We start from the raw sequence: 20,612 nt of genomic DNA, 5'->3' as shown, positions 1-20,612 counted from the left end.
TAGCAATGTGGGACAATTGCGTTCCCTCGCAATTATCTTATGCTGAATGATTGAGAGGCGCGCGAAAACTCGCGACCCGCGGGAGCGTTGCGCAATGGCGTTTGATCAAATCGACCGACAGATTCTGGGTTTGTTGCAGGACGACGGGCGGATGACCAATGTCGAACTCGCCGAAAGGGTCGGCCTGACCGCGCCGCCATGTCTGCGTCGCGTCCGCGCGCTCGAGGATGCCGGTGCGATCAAGGGCTATCATGCCGAACTCGACGCGGCGACGCTGGGCTATCCGATAACCGTGTTCGCGATGGTCAGCCTGCGCAGTCAGGCCGAGCATGACCTTGCCGCGTTCGAGGAACATGTCGCGGTGATTCCAGAAATCCGCGAATGCCATATGCTCAATGGTGAGATCGACTTCATCCTGAAGATCGTTGCCGGCGACCTGAAGAGCTTCCAGGACATACTGACGACGCATTTGACCCCCGCGCCCAACGTGGCCAGCGTCAAGACGTCGCTCACCATCCGCACCGCGAAATCAGTACCAGGCATCCCGGTCCGCCCCGGCTGAGCGAGAATCGGGCGATTTAGACGATACCAGCCCGCTCCCCTTCCCGACCACCCACAGAATATCCTGAAATGGGTGGTCGGGAGGGGGAGCGGGCTGGTACCGTCTCGACGCAAGTCGCAAAGACCCCAATGAAAAAGGGCGGCATCGCTGCCGCCCTTTTCTTATTCCCGAATCTTATTCCCGAATAATCGAACTGCTCAGGCGGCAGGTGCAGCACCCGTCGGCGCGTCGATCCAGGTCGTCCACAGCGTCGCGATCTCGCTGCGCGGCGCGGTCTTGACCAGGGCGAACGCCTCCTTGGCGCCGGCCTTGTCGCCGGTTCCGGCGAGTGCGATGCCGAGATGGGTATTCACCTCATCCGCATCCACCCCACCCTTGGTGAGCGCAAGGCGGTACATCTCGATCGCCTTGGCATTGTTGCCCTGCCCAAGGCAGAAATCGCCGGTATCAGCCGCCAGCTTGCCGTTGGGCGCCGCCTTGGCCTTGGTTTCCTGCGACGCCAACGACCCTTCATTCGCGATCTGCTTGACCGCATCGGCGCGATATCCGGTCGCCGAGGTGCTCGTTGCGGGAATCTTCTGGTTCTTCTTGCCCTCGTCGATCACCGAGATCGTCTCGCTGCCAAGGCCGATCGAGAAGGTCAGTTCGGCATATTCGAGATAATCCTCCTGGCCCGCCAGGCCGTTGGTCGCGCGCATCAGGCGGAACAGATCGACGCGCTGCTTCTTGTCGATGCGCTTGGCGCCTGCGCCCTGGAACCCGAACACATAGATTGCGGTACGCCAGTTCTTTGGCGTGCCGTAAGCGTGCAGCCAGTTGCGCGTCCAGCGTTGCGTCGCGGCATTGTCGCCGGTCTTCTGCAGCGCGGTGATCGCATAGGTGTAGAGATCCTCCGACACCGGCTTGCCAGCCGCCTTGTCGGCCGCCACCGCAGCCTCGATATCGGCGACACCGCCGGCGGGGTCGCCGCCAAGGATCTTCGCCTTGGCGATCAACAGCGAAATATCATTGGCGTTGTAACCCGCCGTCTTCGCCCGCGTGTAATTGCTCAGCGCGACCGGATATTGCTTGGCGTTATAGGCGATATTGCCGCGCATAAAGGCATAGCGCCCAATAGAATCCGCCGGCGTCTTCGGATTGGCGAGCAGTGCGTCGAGCGGCCCGGCCAGAGTCGCCTCATTGCCGCCTGCGCCCAGTTTCATCGCCTCGTACTGGAAGCGATATGCTTGGGCGATATACTTCTCGTCATCGGTCTTCGCCACGCCCTCAAGGCCGGGAAGATTGGCGGCGAGCGCAGCGACATAGGCCGCATCACCCTGCGCCTTGTCGGTCGTGGCTTCGCGTGCCTTGCCCGCTTCGTCGATCTTGATCGCGAACTCGCGTGCTTCCTTACTCAGCTGCAACCCGCCAGGCTTCGCTTCTTCCTTCTTCTTGGCATAGGCCGGCGCGACGATCGCGACGCTGGACGTGCTGGCGATCAATATGGCCGCCAGTGCGGCCCGGGACAATTTCTTCACGGTGGAACTCTCCTATTGGCGGCGCGCTGCGCCCTACCCTAGCCTGCGCGCTGTAGCCACCCAAGGCGCAGGGTTCAAGCAAGTGACAAGAGGGCCCAATGCCGCTCATGCGCTGAACGACGATTGAACAAGGCCATGGTTCCCACGGGCAGGAATCACCTCGCCCGGCACATAAAGAGTGGGGCTTTGACCGGGGCCTGTCACCCCGCTAACCGGGCGCGATGATTGCTGTCCTCTCCCCCGCCAAGACGCTCGACTATGTGAAACCGATACCGGCCGTGACGCCGACTGAACCGCGTTTCGAAACCGAGGCGGCGGCGCTCGCCAAGTCGGCCGCCAATCTCAGCCAGAAGCGGCTGGCCGGATTGATGGGCATCTCGAAGCCGCTGGCCAAGCTCAATGCCGACCGCTTTGCCGGCTTCGCCCAAGCGCCGGTGCGACCCGCGCTCTTCGCCTTTGCCGGCGATGTCTATACCGGGTTCGACGCGAAAACGGTCGATGAGGAGGGGATCGCCTTCGCCCAGGATCATGTCCGGATGCTGTCGGGCCTGTACGGGCTGCTCCGCCCGCTCGATTCGATGCGGCCCTATCGGCTCGAAATGGGCACGCGCTGGGCGCCGCGCCGCAAGACGCTGTACGACTGGTGGGGCGATCGCATCGCCGCGCTGCTCGCCGACGATGTCACCGAAGAAGGATCTGGCATCATACTCAATCTCGCCAGCCAGGAATATTGGCATGCGGTCGCGGATCGACTGCCGCGCGATATCCGCGTCATCCAGGTCGATTTCCGCGAGCCCGGCCCGGATGGACCACGTTTCGTCAGCTTCAACGCCAAACGCGCGCGCGGCATGATGGCACGCTGGCTGTGCGAACACCGCATCGACGATGTCGATTCGATGAAGGGCTTCGACAGCGACGGTTATCGCTTCGACGCCGGCGAGAGCAGTGACACGCAATGGCGTTTTATGCGTCAACCCGCCTGATGGCTGGTGCGGCGGTCGTGATCGGCGCGTCCGGCGGCATCGGTGCCGCGTTCGCGGAAGCACTGGTCGACGAAGGAGCGTTCGACATCGTCCATGGCTTCTCGCGCAGCGCCAGCGGCGATCGCCATCTCGACCTGACCGATGAATCCAGCGTCGCCGCCGCCGCCACACTGGTCGCCAATGGCCCCGCCCCGACGCTGGTCTTCATCGCCACGGGCCTGCTTCACGAAGGCGATCATGCCCCGGAAAAAGCGCTGGGCGATCTCGAGCCCGCCTGGCTCGCGCGCCAGTTCGCGATCAACACGATCGGTCCGGCACTCGTCGCCAAGCATTTCCTGCCGCTGACGCCAAAGACCGGCCGCACCGTCTTCGCCGCGTTGACCGCACGGGTCGGCAGCATCGCCGACAACCGTCTCGGCGGCTGGTATGGCTATCGCGCATCGAAGGCCGCGCTCAACATGATGATCCGCACGCTGGCGATCGAGGAACGGCGCCGCAACAGCAGCTCGATCGTTGTCGGTCTGCATCCCGGCACAGTCGATACCGCCTTGTCGCGCCCCTTTCAGGGCAACGTCACGCCCGGCAACCTGTTCGCGCCCGATCGCGCGGCGGTGCAATTGCTCGATGTGATCGACGGATTGCGTGCACCCGACAGCGGCAAGGTCTTCGCCTGGGATGGCGCCGAAGTCCCCGCATGACGATCATTTCACCTTGGCGTCACATCGCCGATAACACGACTGGCGCAAAACCCTGATCAGTGACGCACCAAGGCGTCGCGTTTGGACAGGATAAAGCAATGTCGAAAACCATCATCGCCTCGATGCTCGCCGCTTCCGCGCTGCTCGCCGGTGCCGCCGGCATCGCCACCGCCAAGCCGCTGGCCCAAAGCACGACGACCGCCGCCAAAGTCGCGCCGGCAAAAGCCAAAGCGGTCAAGACCAGCGCCAAAACCACGGTCACGACGCGAGCAACGGTCGCCCCGACGGTAAAGACCCATGCCGCCGTCGCGACCCACCGCACCACCACCAGGGTCGCTGCATCCTCGACCCCGGCCGGCCGCATGGTCACGACCAAAACGACCACCGGCAAGCAGATCACCTACAACTGCTCAAAGGCTGGAAACGCGACCAAGAAGGCCTGCAGATAGGCGCCTGATCGACCGTCCCCCGCGCGCGCTCGGGCGCGTGCGGGGGTGGTCAGCACGAAGTTGATCGGCTAGTGTCGTAACCACAACGTCACACAACCCGAAAGCTTCGAAATTTGACCGACGAGACACTCCTCGCCGACCCTTCCGATATCTCGCCGATCTCGATCGTCGACGAAATGCGTTCCAGCTATCTCGATTACGCGATGAGCGTGATCGTGTCGCGCGCGCTGCCCGATGTGCGCGACGGGCTGAAGCCGGTTCATCGCCGCATTCTCTATGCCAGCCAGGAGGGCGGCTTCGTCCCCGGCCGGCCGTATCGCAAATGCGCCAAGATCGTCGGCGACGTGATGGGCAATTACCATCCGCACGGCGACAGTTCGATCTATATGGCGCTCGCCCGCCTCGCCCAGGATTGGGCGATGCGCGTGATGCTGATGGACGGCCAGGGCAATTTCGGATCGATGGATCCGGATATGCCGGCCTCGATGCGTTACACCGAAGCGCGGCTGACCAAAGCGGCGATGGCGCTGCTTCAGGACATCGAAAAGGACACGGTCGATTTCGCGCCCAATTATGACGGGTCGCGCGAAGAGCCGACCGTCCTGCCGGCGCGTTTCCCCAACATCCTGGTCAATGGCGCGGGCGGTATCGCCGTCGGCATGGCGACCAACATCCCGCCGCACAATCTCGGCGAAGTGATCGACGCCTGCCTCGCCTATATCGAGAATGGCGGCATCACCATCGAAGAACTGATGGAGATCATCCCCGGCCCCGATTTCCCGACCGGCGCGACGATCCTAGGCCGTTCGGGCTGCCGCTCCGCCTATCAGGAAGGCCGCGGCTCGATCATCGTGCGCTCGCGCTATGAGGTCGAGGAAGGCCGTGGCGATCGCCGTTCGATCGTGCTCACCGAAATCCCCTATCAGGTCGGCAAGAACGGCCTGGTCGAGAAAATCGCCGAAGCCGCCAAGGACAAGCGCATCGAAGGCGTCAGCGACATTCGCGACGAATCGAACCGCCACGGCGTGCGTATCGTCATCGACCTGAAGCGCGACGCGACCCCGGAGGTCGTGCTCAACCAATTGTGGCGCCACACCCCGGCGCAATCGAGCTTCCCGGCCAATATGCTCGCGATCCGCGGCGGCCGGCCCGAAACGCTCAACCTGCGCGACATCATCGAAGCGTTCGTCAAATTCCGCGAAGAGGTGATCACGCGCCGGTCGAAGTTCGAACTGGCCAAGGCGCGCGAACGTGCGCACATCTTGCTCGGCCTGGTCATCGCGGTGAGCAATCTCGACGAGATGGTGCGCATCATCCGTGGCTCGGCAAGTCCGGTCGTCGCCCGCGCCGCACTCGCCGCGCGCGAATGGCCGATCGCCGAGATCGCGCCCTATATCCGCCTGGTCGAGGCGGTCGAGGACAAGCAGGAAGGCGATGTCTATCGCCTGTCCGATATTCAGGTCCGCGCGATCCTCGATCTGCGCCTGCATCGCTTGACCGCGCTTGGCCGTGACGAGATCGGCGACGAACTCAAGACACTGGCCGAATCGATCACCGAATTGCTCGCGATCCTCGCCGACCGCTACAAACTGTACGAAGTGATGAAGGAAGAACTGGCCGCCGTGCGCGATCAGTTCGCCACGCCGCGCCGTACCGTGATCGCCGCGGCGGCCGACGGCATCGACGATGAGGATCTGATCGAGCGCGAGGACATGGTCGTGACCGTGACCATGCAGGGTTATATCAAGCGCACCACGCTCGACACATTCCGCGCCCAGGCCAAGGGCGGCAAGGGGCGCGCCGGCATGGCGACCAAGGACGAGGATGTCGTCACTGAATTGTTCGTCACCTCGACGCACACCCCCGTGCTGTTCTTCTCCAACCACGGCAAGGTTTACCGCAAGAAGGTCTGGCGCCTGCCCGAGGGTGGCGCCGCGACACGCGGCCGGCCGATGGTCAACCTGCTGCCCTTGGCCGAAGGCGAGACGATCTCGACCGTGCTGCCATTGCCTGAGGACGAAGCGGAATGGGGTGCGCTCCACGTCATGTTCGCGACCGCCAAGGGCAGTGTCCGCCGCAACTCGATGGACGCGTTCACCAACGTGCCCAACAACGGCAAGATCGCGATGCGCTTCGATGACGAAAGCGAGGATCGCCTGATCGGCGTCGCGCTGCTCAACGAGAATGACGATGTCCTGCTCGCGACACGCAAGGGCAAGGCGATCCGCTTCGCCGGCGACGATGTGCGCGAGTTCCAGAGCCGCACCGCGACCGGCGTGCGCGGCATCTCGCTCAAGAACGACGACGAAGTCATCTCATTGTCGATCCTGCACCGTGTCGGCACCAGCCAGGAAGAACGCGAGGAATATGTCCGCTTCGCGCCATGGAAGCCGGAAAAGGAAGGCGAGCCGACGATGAGCGCGGATCGCTTTGCCGAGCTGAAATCGCGCGAGGAATTCATCCTGACAGTGTGCGCCAATGGTTATGGCAAGCTGTCATCGGCCTATGAATATCGCCGTATCGGTCGCGGCGGCCAGGGCATCACCAATATCGACAATCTCGCCCGCAACGGCGACGTGGTGGCAAGCTTCCCGTCGAAACATGGCGAGCAATTGATGCTGGTCACCGATCAGGCCAAGATGATCCGCATGCCGATCACGCTGCGCCATGAGCGCGACGACGATTCCGGTTTCCGCATCATCAGCCGCGGCTCGGCCGGGGTGAAGCTGTTCGATGTCGCCAAGGACGAACATGTCGTCTCCGCCGCACGGATCGAGGAAAGCGATGAGGAAGTCGAAGTCGATCTCGGCGATCCTGCTGCGGAACCCGCACCGAACACGGGCGCGGATACTGACACAGTCATCGATGACGATGCGGCAGCCAGTCCCGAGGGCGGTCCGGAGGACGGCGAGTGAGCGAATTGCCCGACACGGCTTATAAGGTGCTGACGTCCGAACAGATGGCGGCGCTGGAACGTGACGGGACATTCGCCGGTGCGCCGGTCGACTTGGCCGACGGCTATATCCACCTCTCGACCTGCGAACAGCTGACCGAGACGGTGGACAAGCATTTCGCCGGTCAGACCGGTCTGCACGTCGCGGCGGTCGATCTCGGCTCGTTCGGCGCGTCGCTGAAATGGGAAGAGTCGCGCGGCGGGCAATTGTTCCCGCACATCTACGGTCCGTTATTGCTCGAAACGGTGTTCGCTTATGGACCACTGGAACGGAACGACGACGGGACGGTCAAGCTTCCGGTGGCGGGCTAAAAGGCGGCCCTAGCGCGCATAAATACGCGACACCCTGTTTTCCGACACTGAGAAAGAGCGCGCCGGTGCAAGCCTGGCACGGGATGAAATGCCCGACCTTGCGTCATGCTTGAATCACTGACGGCGACCGCGCGAAGCCCACCGACGACGGGAGATATGGGACACCGGTAATGTCCGATATCTCCCGTCACCGTTTCGGCGGGATTCTGGTATAAACCACTGTATATCAGATATTTATACGGAAACTCTTCGACGCGACTCTCACTGCTATCCCAGCGAAAGCGCATCTGGTCGGCACTCAGAAGAAGAAGAAGCGGGATTCCCGCTTTCTCGGGAATGACGGTGATGGTTCAATCTCCACGCAATCAGCGCGGTGCCATGTTCAGCTCGGCCTGGCTGAACGACACCGCCCCTTTTCCGGCAGCATCGCCGATGATCTTACGCGCGATCGTCGCTGTGACCGGCGCCAGGATGCTGAAATGGGTGCGCCCCGGAACCTTGTAGAAATGCAGCTGCGGATTGCTGGAGTCGGCGCTCAGCGCGTCAAGCGAGTCGCCATTGCCCTGATCCGCGCCCTCGAACACGAATGTCGGGCTTGTCACCGACCCGAGCCAGTGGATCGGTGAGCGCAGCTTGACCTCAGTCGCGTCGTTCAGGTCGGCATAGAAGAACTGACCGCTATAATCGCTCGCCTCCGCGACCGGGCCAAAGGCGAATATCCCGCGAAACCGCTTGCTCATCTCCGCAGTCAGCAGAACCAGCGTGCCACCCGTGCTGTGCCCGCCGAGATAGATGCGCTGCGGATCGACATAATCCTGCGCCGCAAGATAGTCGGCCGCGGCCAGAATATCGTCGACCTCGCCGTAAAACCCTTCGCGATAGCCCGGATTGTCGTTGCCGCCGCGCAGCGAGGGATACATCGTCACGATCCCGGCATCGCGAAACGCCGCAGCGGTCTGGTCGTTTTCGGGATCCGCCTTGTCCCAGAAATTCCCGATCGAATTACTGTCGCCGCCGGAAATCCAGATGATCGCCGGATGACGGCCACCGCCGGCCGGACGCGGCGTTAGATAGCCGGCAAGCTGCCCCGCCGGTGATTTGTAATGGATCAGGTCGAGCACGCCCTTGGGCGGCTGCGGCGCCGGCGTGCCATCGCGGGTCTGCTGAGTAAGGTGCGTTTTGAACCCGGCACGCGCTGCCGCCAGCCCCTGTGCCTGGGCAGTTTGTGCGGCACCCTGAGTCTCATCACAGGCCGCCAGAGTGATCGGCATACACAAAGCTGCCAATGCCAATATTGCCCGCTTGCGCATGTCATGCCCCTTTGCTCGTCAGTCATCTTAATCGCGCTAGAGTGTCGGAGACAGTCCATTCAATTCAGCATGTGAGTTTGGCCGCGCGATCACGTCACGACGTCGAAAAAGCGCACTGTCACCGATACTCAACGACAGCCCCGAAAGCAGCCCCTTCCCCGACAAGTCCAAACCGCCGGCTGGACTGATAAGACGCGCCGCTTTATCGGTTCGGCGGGGTGGGACGCTACGACGAAGACGGCGTGTCATAGGGGGTGCGTTGGCACATGAGTGGGTTTGAATTCATCTTCTCGCTGTTCGGCCTGTTGCTGGGACTGGCGCTTGCCGAAGGGCTGGGCGGCCTGTCCCGATCGATCAAGGCGAGCCACAAGGTCCGCATCGGCTATTCGACGGCGCTGCTCGGCATCTTCGTTTCATGCGACGTCGTCACGTTCTGGATGTACGGCTGGTCGCTCCGTGACCTGCTTCCACTCAACTGGCCTGTCCTGTTCGGGGGTTTCGTCGTAACCGGCATCTATTATGTTTCGACGTCGCTGATCTTTCCGGACGACCCCGAAGAATGGAGCAATCTCGACGGCCATTTCGACAAGCACAGCCGCAAGGTGTTGATCGGTATACTCCTGTGCAACATGGCTCTGCTGACGACGACGATGGCACTCGGCGGCCTGCCCCCCGTTGATATACGGTCAGCTGTGGTGACATGGTCCTTCTTCCCCGTCATCGTGATCGCGATAGCCCTCAACAAAAGGCGCATCGTCATCGCGTGCCTGATCTGGCTGATCGCGCTCTATCCGCTCTCGGTGCTTTGGTGAGCGGCGGTGTCAATTTTGAAGTGCGACATTGGAAGGGTCATTGGCGAAACGCCTGCAGATGCGGGTCACGAAGCGCGCGGATCGCATAGCCCAGATCGTCCCCCGAAAAGCCAAGTTTGAGGCTGACCGGCCCGGAACGCACCACTCCCTCGATCGCTTGCGTGCCCTCCCTCATCTCGCGACTGAACCGTTCCGGTCCCGCCCACAGCGTCGAGGACAACCCGCCCTCGCCCGCCAGCGAAGCGACCACCCTGCCCTGCGCCACGTCCGACAATAGCCGCAGCGCGCGATACAGGCTCGACTTGCCGCTGCCATTGGCGCCGGTGACGACCGTCACCTCGCCCAGCGCCAGCTTGACGTCGCGCAGCGAGCGATAGCCGGTAATGGCCAGCGTATGGATCACGGATAAAGGTCGACCACGTCGGCACCCTCGCCAACCGCCTTTAACAGCAAGGTGCGATGGCAATGACAGGGATCGCGTTCGAAGCAGAGCAGCGCGGACGGTTTCTCCGCCGCAAGGTCGAGCATCTGCGCCGCCTGCACTTGCGCCTCGGGGAGTTCAAGCTGTTCGGCATAAACCGCACGCAAGGTCGCGACATCGCCTTTCTTGGCGGCATCGCGTCCCGGCTTGGGCGTCCCCAGTGCTTTCAGATGAACATAACCGATCCCCGCCTCGGCCAGCGATGCGGCGAGGATATTCTTCGAAAAACCGGGGCGCCGCGACAGGGGCAAGGCCCGTACATCGATCACGCGCTCGACCCCGGCCCCGCTCAGCGCCGCGAGAAAATCGGCCATCGTCGTAGCTTCGTAACCGATCGTGAAAATCTTCATGTCCGCCTCGTTCGATCGAGTGCCGCGAGCACCCCCCAGGCGATCAGCGCCTGACCGCCGAAATAGGTCGGCCAGATAAGCAGATTGGGGACAGGCGACGTGGACAACGGTCCGATCCGGGCAAAAATCAGCAGGTCGGAGACGACGAACAACAAGGCGCCCAGCGCGACATGGCCACGGGGAAAGCGGCTGAGCCAGGCACTGGCCGCCATCGCGCCCAGACCCGTGGCATAAAGGGCAATGCCCGGCGCCGCGCCGCGATCCGACGGCAACAACCACGCCGCGATAGGTGTTGCGATCAGCACCAGCGCCGCGACAGCCCAATCCAACGTGCCGGCCGCGCGGCGATGAGTGAGGTACAGACCGACTGCAACGAGGTGCCCGGCAAGAAATGCCAACGCACCGATCGTTAGTCCCGACGTTTCGAGCAGCACGTCACCCAGCGCGCCGAGCGCAAGCACCGCCGTGATCAGCCATCCGGCACCATCCCGCGCCTGTATCGCCGCCCATAAAGCGAGCAAGCCGACCCCGGCCCCCTTCCAGACGATCGCCGCAGTCCCGGGCGCCAGGACATGATCGACGAAATAATAGCTTGCCCCGGCAATCAGCGCAGCGATGAAAAGAAGGCGGTTCGACATGGCCCACCTTGTATCGCATCGCACGCCGGTGTCAGCCCCGGCCTTCTCAGCCCCGGCCGTCAGCCTTCTGCCAGATGGCACACCGCCTCGACATTGATGCCGTCAGGGTCATGGACGAATGCGGCATAATAATCGGGGTGATATCTCTCCCGGATTCCCGGCGCCCCATTGTCGCGCCCGCCGGCTGCCATGGCGGCGGCATGAAAGGCATCGACGTCATCACGGGATGGGGCGCGGAACGCGACATGCGTCCCCTCCCCGATCGCTTCATTGTCGGCGATGACGAAGAAGATTTCATCGATGCCCATCATCACCGCCGTCCCGCCGCTCTCGGTCTGGCTCGGGTCGATTACCTCGATGGTGCGGATGCCAAGCGGTGCAAGCGCTGCTTCGTAAAAGGCACGCGACCGCGCAATGTCGGTCACGGCGAGGCCGATATGGTCGATCATGTCGCTCTCCTTTGCTGAGCTCGCAGCAAGTCATAACGCATGACCCGCGCATCGGTTTAGCCGCATGGCGAAATCCCTGTGGATCGCACCATGCGGCAGCGGCGCTCAGCGACCGAGCAGGTGTTCCAGGATCTGCACCGCGTTCAGCGCGGCGCCCTTCAGCAACTGGTCGCCCGACACGAACAAAGCGAGCGTATGGCCGGACGGGTCGCCGAGATCGGTGCGGATCCGCCCGACCAGCACATCGTCGATCCCGCTGGCCTCCGATGGCATCGGAAAATGATTGGCGGCGCGGTCGTCCACCACCTGCACCCCTGGCGCGGCGGCAAGCAGGTTGCGTGCTTCATCCGGAGAGACAGACCGCTCGAACTCGACGCTGAGCGCGATCGAATGCGCGCGCAGCACCGGCACCCGGACGCAGGTGATTCCGATCGGCAGGTACGGCATGTCGAGGATCCGCCGCGTCTCTGCCGCCGCCTTCAATTCCTCGCCATTATAGCCGCTCTCGCCATCGACATCGGCATTGTGGCTGAACAGGTTGAAGGCATAGGGATGCGGCAGGACCTTCGGCTCGAACGGCCGATCCTCCAGATGTGCCGCCGTCGCCTGGCGCAATTCCTCCATCGCCGCCGCGCCGGCGCCCGATGCCGATTGATAAGTGGCGGCAAAGACGCGGCGGATCGTTGCGGCGCGGTGCAGCGGCGCTAGTGCCATGGTCATGATCGCAGCGACGCAATTGGGATTGGCGACGATGCCATTATGTCCGGCCAGCGTCGCGCCGTTCACTTCGGGCACCACTAGCGGGACATCGGCCTGCATGCGAAAGGCCGAGCTATTGTCGACCACCATCGCGCCGGCGGCGACCGCGATCGGCGCATAGCGGCGCGAGATCGTTGCGCCGGCCGAAAACAACGCGACATCGACGCCCGCGAAACTATCGTCGCGCAGTTCCTCCACCAGCACCTGGTCCGCGCCATAAGGCAAGGTGCTTCCGGCCGAGCGCGCCGACGCCAGCAGGCGCAGCGCGCCGGCCGGGAAATTCCTCTTCTCCAGACATCGCATCAGCTCGACACCGACCGCGCCGGTCGCACCGACTATGGCGATCATCGGGGCGATCATCGGGGCGATCATCGGGGCGATCATCGGGGCGATCACCGGCGCATCGGCGGAATCGTCCTGGCGTCGGAGAGAATTGGGATTGGATAATTCGTTCAGCATAACGCTTCCTTCCATGATGCGGAGGACGGCGCTGTCTGGATCGACTGGCCCCGTCCGTTCCCGGCGGGGCCTCTGTTGCTATGTCGTGGGGATCACCACGCGCACCAGAGAACGCCCGCTTTCACGGTCGTTTTGGTAATGCGCGTCATGTTGATCATCATCGACATGACGCGCCGGCTATCAGGCGGAAATGAATATGGCAACAATGACATTGCGCACTCTCTGAACACCCCTTGACCGCGCGAGCCATATTCTGTATTTCTGAAATAACAGAAATGAAAGACGCATGCAGATAAACGACCATCCCGACGTCAAGGCCTTCATCCTTCATTGGGGGGAAATGGGCACGCATTGGGGCGTGAACCGCTCGGTCGCGCAGATCCATGCCCTGCTCTATCTGTCCGACCGCCCGATGCATGCCGAGGAGATTGTCGAGACATTGGTGCTGGCACGGTCCAACGTGTCGACCGCGCTCAAGGAATTGCAGGGTTACGGCATCGTGCGCCGGGTCCATGTCGAGGGCGATCGCCGCGACCATTTCAACGCGGAAACCGATCTGTGGGAAATGCTCATGCGCATCGCCGCGGAACGCAAGCGCCGAGAGATCGACCCGACGATCGCGCTGATGGGACAACTATCGGAACGGCTAAAGGCCGATGGGACCGCCCCCGCTCATGTCCGCGACCGCATCACCCGGATGCACGAATTCCTCTCGACGCTCGGCACCTGGTACGATCAGGTCCGCGTCCTGCCCAAACCGACCCTGGTCACGCTGATGAAACTCGGCGGCAAGGTCGCGCGGTTCATTCCCGGCAAGTCGAAAGACTGAGGAGACATCATGCCCCCTCTCCCACCCTAGCCACGCCCACTCCTTTCTCAAATTACAGAAATTTAAGATACAAAAAGGAATAAGTCATGGTCGAAACGGTCTATGCCCTTTACCTCGTCATCACGATCGCCATCACCATCTGGGTCGCACGAACCTTGTCGAAGAACGGCGTGGTATTCCTGATCCAGTGCTTCGGTCAGAATGAGGTGCTGGCGCGCTCCACCAACCATCTGCTCGTGGTCGGGTTCTATCTCGTCAATATCGGCTTCATCACCCTGACACTCAGCCTCGGCAATGAACCGACCACGCTGACCGGCGCGATACGGTTCCTCAGCGGCAAGGTCGGTCTCGCGGTCGTCGTGCTCGGGGCGATGCATTTCTTCAATATGGGCGCGGTCGCGCAGTTCGGCCGCAAGGTGAATGGCTGGCTCAACGAACGCGACGGCTCCGTGGCGATGGCCCGCTGAACCGCTGTGCCGCCGGAAGCGGCCATGCCGCTTCCGGCCCGGCAATTGGAGAATGACGATGTACCGCAGCACATATTCGGGTTCCGGCTCAGTTTCGGGTTCAGGCCCAGTCGCGGCGACACTATTGGCCGGCCCAATCTTCGTGATCGGCCTTCTGCTCGGTACCTGGTCGACCACCATGGATGCCGCGATCATAGTGCCGGATTTGCCGGATGTCGGCGCTGGCGTCTTCATCACCATCGTCGTCGGCATCGTCTTGACGATGTTGGTCGGTGCTTTGGTCTCGGGCATCCCCAATTTGCTTGGCACCCGCCTGATGCAATGGTTTGGACGGCATAATGCGGCGATGCGCCTGCCCGTCGCCTGGGCGCTGGCCGGAGGACTCTCCACTGCACTGCCCGTCGCCATGATCGGCGGCACCCGGAATGATATGATCGCCGGCTTTGCCTTCTCCTTTACCGGGGCGATCTGCGCGCTGATCTGCCGCTGGCGGGTGGTTTGGGACGATCCGGCCCCTCAGCCTTTGTCAGGCGCGCCAAGGGTCGCTATCGGCAAGTGATGAATCACGACATCCATATCATTGGCGGCGGCCTCGCCGGCTCCGAAGCCGCGTGGCAGCTTGCCCAGGCGGGTTACCGCGTAAAGCTCTCCGAAATGCGCGGCTCGGGCGAGATGACGCCGGCGCACCATACCGACGGCCTCGCCGAACTGGTCTGCTCGAACAGCTTCCGCTCCGACGACGCGACCAGCAACGCGGTCGGCCTGCTCCATGCCGAAATGCGCGCGCTTGGCTCGCTGATCATGCGCGAGGGCGATATCCACAAGGTGCCGGCGGGGTCGGCGCTGGCGGTCGATCGCGACGGCTTTTCGGCCGGTGTGACGGCGGCGATCGAAGGGCATCCAGGCATCACCGTGGTGCGTGAACGTGTCGATGTCATTCCATCGGATGGCCCGGTGATTATCTCGACCGGTCCGCTTACCGCTGCCGGCCTCGCCGAGAGCATCGGTGCGGCGACTGGCGCGGAAGCGCTGGCGTTCTTCGACGCGATCGCGCCGATCGTCCATTTCGACAGTATCGACATGGACACCGCCTGGTTCCAGTCGCGCTGGAACAAGGGAGAGGGCAAGGATTACATCAACTGCGCGATGGACCGCGATCAATATGCAGCCTTCCATCAGGGCCTGGTCGACGGCGAAAAAACGCCGTTCCGGGATTGGGAAAAGGACACGCCCTATTTCGAAGGCTGTATGCCGATCGAGGTGATGGCCGAACGCGGTTTCGATACGTTGCGCTTCGGGCCGATGAAGCCGGTCGGACTTGACGATCCAAGAACCGGACGCTGGCCGCATGCCGTCGTGCAGCTGCGCCAGGACAATGCATCGGGCACGCTGTGGAACATCGTCGGTTTTCAGACCAAGCTCAAACATGCCGAGCAAGTCCGCCTGTTCCGCACCATTCCGGGCCTGGAGAATGCCGAGTTCGCGCGGCTCGGCGGGCTGCACCGCAACACCTTTATCCGCTCGCCCGTCCTGCTCGATGAAACACTGCGCTTGAAGGCACGCACCAATGTCCGCTTCGCCGGTCAGATCACCGGCTGCGAGGGTTATATCGAGAGCGCAGCGATCGGCCTGCTCGCCGGGCGCTTCGCCGCGGCGGAGCTTGCCGGCGCCTCGCTCGCCCCGCCCCCGGTCGAAACCGCGCTCGGCGCTTTGCTCGGACACATCACCGGCGGCGCGGAGGCCGACAGCTATCAGCCGATGAACGTCAATTTCGGCCTGTTCCCGCCGATCGAGGGCCGCACCAAAAAGGCCGATCGCAAGAAGATGTATACCGATCGCGCCCGTGCCGCGCTCGGCGAATGGGTCGCGGCAACCGGCAGCAGCGCGGCTTAGGGTCCAAACCCAGCCACCGCAATGACCGAGATTGCCCGGCACAGGCCGCTGGCAAGGAGCGCTGCGCAGACGCGTAGCTAAAGCTACGCGCAAGCAAGCGACGCTGCCCAGCGGCCTGTGCCGGGCGACCGCTTCGCGGCGGGCGGCTTTAGCCGCACAGCGGCGTCGCGCGTCAGTCACGATGGGAAAGCCATCGCTCCTTCCTTACTCCTAGCCGTGCGGCTAATGCCGCTCCGTCTCGACCGTTGCGGTGGCTGGGTTTGGACCCTAACCCTCCTCGTCGCGCGGAGCCGCCGGCGGGCAGTTCGGCTTGGCCTTGGCGCGGCGTTTCGGCGCGGTCGTGGCGAATTCGGCAGCGTTCATCGCCCCCGACTTGTCCTTATCCGCATCGGCGAATTTGGTCGTCGTCTTGGTCGCCCATTCGTCGAACGACAATTGTCCGTCATGATTGAGGTCGAGCTTCGCATAGGCCTTGCGGCGCGACACGAGATACTCCTCGCGCGTCACCGCGCCATCGCGATCCTTGTCATAGCGGTTGAAGCGCTTCTCCTCGCGCGTTTTGGCGCCCGCTTCCGGAATGGTGTCGGGCAGCGCTTCGTCTTCATCGGCGACCTGGCCCGCTTGGGCCGGCGCCGCCATGAGCGGTGAAACCGGGCGAGCGGATCCGTTCGACAACATAATCCCCGCAGTGATCAACAGCAGCGCAGCCGCGCTGCCTGCCACATAACGCCACATCATTCCGGTCTCCCCAACTGACAACAGGGCGAACTTATCGCCGAATTACCGTGCCGGAAAGCTAACGCCCCCAAATCCGATGAATCAGGATACGCCACACCCGACGCGGCGCGCCGCGCGCGATCGGATCGCCGACCGGCACGGTCAGGTCGAGACGCGCGAGATGAGCAAGCGCACCGAGTGTTCGCCCCGCCCGACTCCACCGTGTGGCGGTTGCCGCCGCGAGCGGTCCTGCGGCGAGCCGAAGCGCACTCGCCGCGACATCCTTGTCCGCAACATTGCGCGCCAGATCGGCCAGCGCCCAGCCGCGCCCGGCCGGCGCGATCGGATCGCCCGGCGCCGTGCCGAGCAACGTGCCGGCGGCGGCGAACAGGATCACGCCACGCGTGGCGTAACGCTCCAACGTGGCATCGTCAGGCGTATCCGGGTCGAGCAGGACTTCCCAGGCATCGATCATCTCGGCAAGCCGCGCGCCCGGCACGCCGCGCGGAATCACCTCGGCAGCAAGCGCCTGGAGCACGGGCTCGGCCGGTGCGCCCTCCTTGTCGAGCTTGCTCAGTGCCTCATGCCACCAGGTCAGCCGCATCTGCCCGACCAGCGGCTCGCGCGTGGTGCGTAGAATCGCGGCAAGCGTATCGTCGAGCGCGAACAATGCCGTGACCCCGGCACGATGCGATACGGGCGAATAGGATAGCGCGAGAAGGCGCTCCGGATCCGCCGTCATGAGGCTGCGGCCCCAGATCGTAACCATGACATTAACCATGTCGCTTGAAACACAATTATCCCTTCGCCCCGCATAGGCCGCTGGTTGGGACCAATACCTACAGTGCGGGGCGGCTGAATGTCGGGGATGAAGGCGATCGAGCGAGCAATGACGCGCGGCTTCATGAGCCGGCTGCGACATGACATACGCGGCAATACGCTGGCGATCATGGCGGCGGCACTGATTCCCCTCGCTGGGCTGGTCGGCGGCGGTATCGACATGAGCCGCATGTATATCACCAAGACGCGTCTGCAACATGCTTGCGACGCCGGCGCGTTGGCCGGGCGCAAGGCGATGGGCGGTGGCATATGGGGCAGCGACGACAGTGACGTCGCACAGAAGTTCTTCACCGCCAACTATCAGTCCGGTGCCTATGGTTCGACCGGCTCTTCGGCGACCTTCACCGAAAGTGCAGGCAAGGTCAGCGGCACCGCGAGCGCCACCTTGCCGATGACGTTGATGAAGATCTTCAAGAAATATACCGAGACGCTGACGGTGACGTGCGACGCCGAAATGCGGCTGCCCAATACCGATATCATGTTCGTGCTCGATACGACCGGGTCGATGGCGTCGAAGGCGGTGTCAAGCGACCCCGATACCAAGATCGTCAGCCTAAAGAACGCGGTGAAATGCTTTTACGAAATCGTGGCACGGCTTAACACTGACGCCACATGCACCACCGGCACGCCAAGCGGCGGTACCGGCGACCAGACCCAGATACGGTTCGGATTTGTGCCGTATGCCACCAACGTCAATGTCGGAAAGCTGCTGCCAACCAGCTATTTCGCCAATAGCTGGCCCTACCAGACCCGAGTGCGTAACGGTAGTGTCTGGTTATCTTGGACGGGTGTCAACTATACTTATCCAAATGGCTCCGGCAATTGCGTTGCATCCGCCAATACTTCTACACGTGAATATCGTTCCACGAAGAATTACTATAGCGGCTATGGCTATCTCTGCTATAACGAGGCTCGCGATCTCGTTCCGCAATGGGATTATGGTCAGAAACCGGTCGACATCAGCGGCCTGAAAAATGGCACATCGTGGAACAACAGCTTCACCTTGCCGATCAACGATGATGGCAGCATCCGCACGGTCGATTGGGATGGCTGCATCGAGGAACGTCGAACCGCCAAACTGACCAATTATTCCTCGATGACGGTATTGCAAAAGACTGAAGCAAGAGACTTGGACATCGACCTTGTGCCGACCCAAGGCGATACATCCACGCTCTGGGCACCTGCGCTGCGCGAAGTAATCTTTCCACGCCAGTATGTGAACAGCACTAACCAGTTCAACACCGCAGCGGTGACCTCTGCCACTAATTTTAGTGGCGGCTATTCCTATGCGTGCCCAGCCGAAGCGCGTAAAATGCAGGAATGGCCCACGGCCAGCACGTTCGACACTTATGTCGACAGTCTCACTCCGTCGGGAAACACGTATCATGATATCGGTTTGCTCTGGGGCGCACGCCTGCTTTCGCCGACCGGCCTGTTCGCCTCGGAGAATGCGCTGACCCCACAGGGCGGAGAGATCGAGCGGCATCTGATCTTCATGACGGACGGCGACACCAACGCCAGCAATACCGATTATGCCGCTTATGGTTTGCCCTGGTTCGATCGCCGTCAGACCAGTTCCACCAGCGCGCCGCGCGCTTCTGATCTCAACGATCAGGTCAATGCACGCTTTCTTGCGCTTTGCGCCGCAGTGAGAAACCAGAACATCACGCTGTGGGTCATCTCGTTCGGCGACGGGTCGAACGCGACTACCGAAGGCAGGCTCGAAACATGCGCATCCGACGGCAAATTCTTCACGGCGCGCGATTCAGCGACGCTCCAGACGACCTTCGCGTCGATCGCCGATCAGATTTCGCAGTTGAGGCTGACCCGGTGAGGCGCCGTCCCGTTTCGAAGCTCGCGACCGATACAAGCGGCGCGACGATTGTCGAATTCGCCATCGTTGCACCGGTGCTGGGCCTGCTGTTGCTGGGCGCGTTCGACACTGCCCACTCGCTCTATATGCGCTCAGTCCTGCAGGGGATCGTGCAGAAGGTTGCGCGCGATTCAGCACTGGAATCCGGCGTGGCGACGGCTCAGCAAACGATTCTCGACAACAAGGTTCGAAATTCGGTCCTGGCGATCGCCAACAAGGCGACGATCACCTTCACTCGCCGCTTCTATCGGACTTTTTCTACCGCCGCCGCCGCGATCGCCGAACCGTTTCCAGCCGCGAACGACACCAATCACAATGGTGTTTGCGACAATAACGAGATTTTCCAGGACGATAATCGTAACGGCGTGCGCGACATGGACGGCGGCGATTCCGGACAGGGCGGCGCGAAGGACAGGACCCTGTATACCGTGGCGGTCAGCTATCCGCGGTTCTTTCCGTTGTACAAGCTCGTTGGCGGATCCAACACGACACGGATCTCTGCCGCAACCGTGCTCGAAAACCAGCCTTACAGCGATCAGGAAACTTATGGTGCGCCCTTAGCAGGACATTGCAACCCATGACTCGCTTACGCCTGATGATCGCAACGCTGCGCGACAATCGCCGCGGCGTCGCGCTGCTCGAATTCGCATTTATGCTGCCGATCTTTCTGGTCTTGAGTCTGACCGGGGCGGAGATGACGAATTACATCACCGCCAAGATGCGGATCAGCCAGGTGGCGCTGCATGTTGCGGATAACGCCGCGCGAATGGGAAATGGCAGCCTGTTGTCCGCCAAGACGATCAGCGAAACCGACATCGACGATCTGCTTACTGGCGCAGGGCTGCAGGCAGGCGAGCTCAACCTTTATGCGCAAGGCCGAGTGATCGTTTCCAGCCTGGAAGTCGACCCCGCCAACACCGGCAAATATCGCATCCGCTGGCAGCGTTGCCGTGGCTCGAAGACAGGACATGCATCGAGCTACGGCGTGGCAGGCGCGACCAACCTGACGGGGATGGGACCGACCGGCCGACAAGTCACGACGCAAAGTGACAACGCCACGATGTTCGTCGAAGTCTATTACGAATATATCCCGCTGGTCGGACGCGGCACGCTCGCGCCGACGACCAGCGTCACCGAAATAGCATCGATGTCCGTTCGCGACCGGCGCGATATGAGCGACGATAGCTCCACTACCAATCTTCATCCGAACGGTGTGTACAAAGTGACCGGCGTGACCGCATCGACCTGTTAGGTCCAGCGA

23 protein-coding genes are annotated in these 20,612 nt (G+C 62.4%); 14 read left to right on the top strand and 9 right to left on the bottom strand.

Features of this window, described 5'->3' with window-relative positions; translation table 11 throughout:
• Window positions 1-94 precede the first annotated feature (94 nt).
• A complete protein-coding gene (locus G4G27_RS06535; RefSeq protein WP_183112596.1) occupies window positions 95-562 on the top strand; it encodes an Lrp/AsnC family transcriptional regulator in 468 nt (155 codons plus the stop codon).
• 197 nt (window positions 563-759) lie between these two features.
• On the opposite strand, the gene G4G27_RS06530 is transcribed toward G4G27_RS06535, so the two are convergent.
• Entirely contained in the window at window positions 760-2,079 is a 1,320-nt protein-coding gene (locus tag G4G27_RS06530) for a hypothetical protein (protein WP_183112595.1), read from the bottom strand.
• Window positions 2,080-2,300: 221 nt separating this feature from the next.
• On the opposite strand from G4G27_RS06530, the gene yaaA reads away from it, so the two are divergent.
• The 5 genes from yaaA to G4G27_RS06505 all read left to right on the top strand — a co-directional run bounded on the left by yaaA (window position 2,301) and on the right by G4G27_RS06505 (window position 7,474).
• Window positions 2,301-3,062 carry a peroxide stress protein YaaA gene (yaaA, locus tag G4G27_RS06525; RefSeq protein ID WP_183112594.1) on the top strand — a complete coding sequence of 254 codons (762 nt, stop codon included), beginning with the start codon at window positions 2,301-2,303 and terminating at the stop codon, window positions 3,060-3,062.
• Window positions 3,062-3,760 (top strand): SDR family NAD(P)-dependent oxidoreductase, encoded by a 699-nt coding sequence (locus G4G27_RS06520; protein ID WP_183113652.1) that lies wholly within the window; start codon window positions 3,062-3,064, stop codon window positions 3,758-3,760. Before yaaA ends, G4G27_RS06520 begins: the two co-directional genes overlap by 1 nt.
• Window positions 3,761-3,858: 98 nt before the next feature.
• Complete coding sequence (locus G4G27_RS06515) at window positions 3,859-4,209, top strand: hypothetical protein (RefSeq protein ID WP_183112593.1); 351 nt, start codon at window positions 3,859-3,861, stop codon at window positions 4,207-4,209.
• A gap of 113 nt (window positions 4,210-4,322) precedes the next feature.
• The gene (gene gyrA / locus G4G27_RS06510) at window positions 4,323-7,124 is read left to right on the top strand and encodes a DNA gyrase subunit A (RefSeq protein WP_183112592.1); all 2,802 of its coding nucleotides are present in this window, start codon (window positions 4,323-4,325) and stop codon (window positions 7,122-7,124) included.
• Window positions 7,121-7,474, top strand: a complete 354-nt coding sequence (locus tag G4G27_RS06505) for a DUF952 domain-containing protein (RefSeq protein ID WP_183112591.1) — start codon at window positions 7,121-7,123, stop codon at window positions 7,472-7,474. The genes gyrA and G4G27_RS06505 overlap by 4 nt, the downstream gene beginning before the upstream one ends.
• A 365-nt stretch (window positions 7,475-7,839) precedes the next feature.
• Here G4G27_RS06505 and G4G27_RS06500 read toward each other — a convergent pair whose 3' ends face one another.
• The gene (locus G4G27_RS06500; protein ID WP_183112590.1) at window positions 7,840-8,745 is read right to left on the bottom strand and encodes a prolyl oligopeptidase family serine peptidase; all 906 of its coding nucleotides are present in this window, start codon (window positions 8,743-8,745) and stop codon (window positions 7,840-7,842) included.
• Between the two features lie 305 nt (window positions 8,746-9,050).
• Between G4G27_RS06500 and G4G27_RS06495 the strand changes: the two genes are divergently transcribed.
• Window positions 9,051-9,596 (top strand): hypothetical protein, encoded by a 546-nt coding sequence (locus G4G27_RS06495; RefSeq protein WP_183112589.1) that lies wholly within the window; start codon window positions 9,051-9,053, stop codon window positions 9,594-9,596.
• Between the two features lie 37 nt (window positions 9,597-9,633).
• Here the strand turns inward: G4G27_RS06495 and G4G27_RS06490 are convergent, their stop codons facing one another.
• From G4G27_RS06490 to G4G27_RS06470, 5 genes are all read right to left on the bottom strand, one after another.
• Window positions 9,634-9,999 carry an AAA family ATPase gene (locus tag G4G27_RS06490; RefSeq protein WP_183112588.1) on the bottom strand — a complete coding sequence of 122 codons (366 nt, stop codon included), beginning with the start codon at window positions 9,997-9,999 and terminating at the stop codon, window positions 9,634-9,636.
• Window positions 9,996-10,427, bottom strand: a complete 432-nt coding sequence (locus G4G27_RS06485; RefSeq protein ID WP_183112587.1) for a DUF488 domain-containing protein — start codon at window positions 10,425-10,427, stop codon at window positions 9,996-9,998. Before G4G27_RS06485 ends, G4G27_RS06490 begins: the two co-directional genes overlap by 4 nt.
• Window positions 10,424-11,065 carry a lysoplasmalogenase gene (locus tag G4G27_RS06480; RefSeq protein ID WP_183112586.1) on the bottom strand — a complete coding sequence of 214 codons (642 nt, stop codon included), beginning with the start codon at window positions 11,063-11,065 and terminating at the stop codon, window positions 10,424-10,426. The genes G4G27_RS06485 and G4G27_RS06480 overlap by 4 nt, the downstream gene beginning before the upstream one ends.
• Before the next feature lie 59 nt (window positions 11,066-11,124).
• A complete protein-coding gene (locus tag G4G27_RS06475) occupies window positions 11,125-11,514 on the bottom strand; it encodes a VOC family protein (protein ID WP_183112585.1) in 390 nt (129 codons plus the stop codon).
• Between the two features lie 105 nt (window positions 11,515-11,619).
• Complete coding sequence (locus G4G27_RS06470) at window positions 11,620-12,732, bottom strand: aspartate-semialdehyde dehydrogenase (RefSeq protein ID WP_244624579.1); 1,113 nt, start codon at window positions 12,730-12,732, stop codon at window positions 11,620-11,622.
• A gap of 286 nt (window positions 12,733-13,018) precedes the next feature.
• Here G4G27_RS06470 and G4G27_RS06465 point away from each other — a divergent pair, with 286 nt between their 5' ends.
• The 4 genes from G4G27_RS06465 to trmFO all read left to right on the top strand — a co-directional run bounded on the left by G4G27_RS06465 (window position 13,019) and on the right by trmFO (window position 15,921).
• Entirely contained in the window at window positions 13,019-13,561 is a 543-nt protein-coding gene (locus G4G27_RS06465; protein WP_183112584.1) for a MarR family transcriptional regulator, read from the top strand.
• A gap of 86 nt (window positions 13,562-13,647) precedes the next feature.
• Window positions 13,648-14,028: a hypothetical protein gene (locus G4G27_RS06460; RefSeq protein ID WP_183112583.1), complete on the top strand. Its 381-nt coding sequence runs from the start codon at window positions 13,648-13,650 to the stop codon at window positions 14,026-14,028.
• A gap of 58 nt (window positions 14,029-14,086) precedes the next feature.
• Entirely contained in the window at window positions 14,087-14,587 is a 501-nt protein-coding gene (locus G4G27_RS06455; RefSeq protein ID WP_183112582.1) for a hypothetical protein, read from the top strand.
• Window positions 14,587-15,921 carry a methylenetetrahydrofolate--tRNA-(uracil(54)-C(5))-methyltransferase (FADH(2)-oxidizing) TrmFO gene (gene trmFO, locus G4G27_RS06450; protein WP_183112581.1) on the top strand — a complete coding sequence of 445 codons (1,335 nt, stop codon included), beginning with the start codon at window positions 14,587-14,589 and terminating at the stop codon, window positions 15,919-15,921. The genes G4G27_RS06455 and trmFO overlap by 1 nt, the downstream gene beginning before the upstream one ends.
• A gap of 267 nt (window positions 15,922-16,188) precedes the next feature.
• Here trmFO and G4G27_RS06445 read toward each other — a convergent pair whose 3' ends face one another.
• Together G4G27_RS06445 and G4G27_RS06440 are read right to left on the bottom strand one after the other, a co-directional pair.
• The gene (locus G4G27_RS06445) at window positions 16,189-16,659 is read right to left on the bottom strand and encodes a histidine kinase (RefSeq protein ID WP_345940670.1); all 471 of its coding nucleotides are present in this window, start codon (window positions 16,657-16,659) and stop codon (window positions 16,189-16,191) included.
• Window positions 16,660-16,717: 58 nt separating this feature from the next.
• Window positions 16,718-17,407, bottom strand: a complete 690-nt coding sequence (locus G4G27_RS06440) for a squalene/phytoene synthase family protein (protein WP_244624578.1) — start codon at window positions 17,405-17,407, stop codon at window positions 16,718-16,720.
• Between the two features lie 90 nt (window positions 17,408-17,497).
• Between G4G27_RS06440 and G4G27_RS06435 the strand changes: the two genes are divergently transcribed.
• Genes G4G27_RS06435 through G4G27_RS06425 form a run of 3 tightly spaced genes read left to right on the top strand, consistent with a single transcriptional unit; the run spans window position 17,498 to window position 20,603 of the window.
• Window positions 17,498-19,312, top strand: coding sequence for a TadE/TadG family type IV pilus assembly protein (locus G4G27_RS06435; RefSeq protein WP_183112580.1), 1,815 nt, complete (start codon window positions 17,498-17,500; stop codon window positions 19,310-19,312).
• Window positions 19,309-19,932, top strand: coding sequence for a TadE family protein (locus G4G27_RS06430; RefSeq protein WP_183112579.1), 624 nt, complete (start codon window positions 19,309-19,311; stop codon window positions 19,930-19,932). The genes G4G27_RS06435 and G4G27_RS06430 overlap by 4 nt, the downstream gene beginning before the upstream one ends.
• The gene (locus G4G27_RS06425; protein ID WP_183112578.1) at window positions 19,929-20,603 is read left to right on the top strand and encodes a pilus assembly protein; all 675 of its coding nucleotides are present in this window, start codon (window positions 19,929-19,931) and stop codon (window positions 20,601-20,603) included. The genes G4G27_RS06430 and G4G27_RS06425 overlap by 4 nt, the downstream gene beginning before the upstream one ends.
• The last annotated feature ends 9 nt before the right edge of the window (window positions 20,604-20,612 follow it).

The organism is Sphingomonas sp. So64.6b, from assembly GCF_014171475.1.
GTDB classification, from domain to species: Bacteria; Pseudomonadota; Alphaproteobacteria; order Sphingomonadales; family Sphingomonadaceae; genus Sphingomonas; species Sphingomonas alpina_A.
Note: the sequence above shows the minus strand (reverse complement) of the source record. Positions and strands in the feature narration are given on the sequence as shown.

Coding starts and splice junctions, on each gene's coding strand:
- G4G27_RS06535 (WP_183112596.1), top strand. CDS start 95: ATGGCGTTTGATCAAATCGACCGACAGATTCTGGGTTTGTTGCAGGAC.
- trmFO (WP_183112581.1), top strand. CDS start 14,587: ATGAATCACGACATCCATATCATTGGCGGCGGCCTCGCCGGCTCCGAA.
- G4G27_RS06470 (WP_244624579.1), bottom strand. CDS start 12,732: ATGCTGAACGAATTATCCAATCCCAATTCTCTCCGACGCCAGGACGAT.
- G4G27_RS06440 (WP_244624578.1), bottom strand. CDS start 17,407: ATGGTTACGATCTGGGGCCGCAGCCTCATGACGGCGGATCCGGAGCGC.
- G4G27_RS06485 (WP_183112587.1), bottom strand. CDS start 10,427: ATGAAGATTTTCACGATCGGTTACGAAGCTACGACGATGGCCGATTTT.
- G4G27_RS06475 (WP_183112585.1), bottom strand. CDS start 11,514: ATGATCGACCATATCGGCCTCGCCGTGACCGACATTGCGCGGTCGCGT.
- G4G27_RS06460 (WP_183112583.1), top strand. CDS start 13,648: ATGGTCGAAACGGTCTATGCCCTTTACCTCGTCATCACGATCGCCATC.
- G4G27_RS06465 (WP_183112584.1), top strand. CDS start 13,019: ATGCAGATAAACGACCATCCCGACGTCAAGGCCTTCATCCTTCATTGG.
- G4G27_RS06520 (WP_183113652.1), top strand. CDS start 3,062: ATGGCTGGTGCGGCGGTCGTGATCGGCGCGTCCGGCGGCATCGGTGCC.
- yaaA (WP_183112594.1), top strand. CDS start 2,301: ATGATTGCTGTCCTCTCCCCCGCCAAGACGCTCGACTATGTGAAACCG.
- G4G27_RS06435 (WP_183112580.1), top strand. CDS start 17,498: ATGTCGGGGATGAAGGCGATCGAGCGAGCAATGACGCGCGGCTTCATG.
- G4G27_RS06445 (WP_345940670.1), bottom strand. CDS start 16,659: ATGATGTGGCGTTATGTGGCAGGCAGCGCGGCTGCGCTGCTGTTGATC.
- G4G27_RS06480 (WP_183112586.1), bottom strand. CDS start 11,065: ATGTCGAACCGCCTTCTTTTCATCGCTGCGCTGATTGCCGGGGCAAGC.
- G4G27_RS06455 (WP_183112582.1), top strand. CDS start 14,087: ATGTACCGCAGCACATATTCGGGTTCCGGCTCAGTTTCGGGTTCAGGC.
- G4G27_RS06500 (WP_183112590.1), bottom strand. CDS start 8,745: ATGCCGATCACTCTGGCGGCCTGTGATGAGACTCAGGGTGCCGCACAA.
- G4G27_RS06425 (WP_183112578.1), top strand. CDS start 19,929: ATGACTCGCTTACGCCTGATGATCGCAACGCTGCGCGACAATCGCCGC.
- G4G27_RS06515 (WP_183112593.1), top strand. CDS start 3,859: ATGTCGAAAACCATCATCGCCTCGATGCTCGCCGCTTCCGCGCTGCTC.
- G4G27_RS06495 (WP_183112589.1), top strand. CDS start 9,051: ATGAGTGGGTTTGAATTCATCTTCTCGCTGTTCGGCCTGTTGCTGGGA.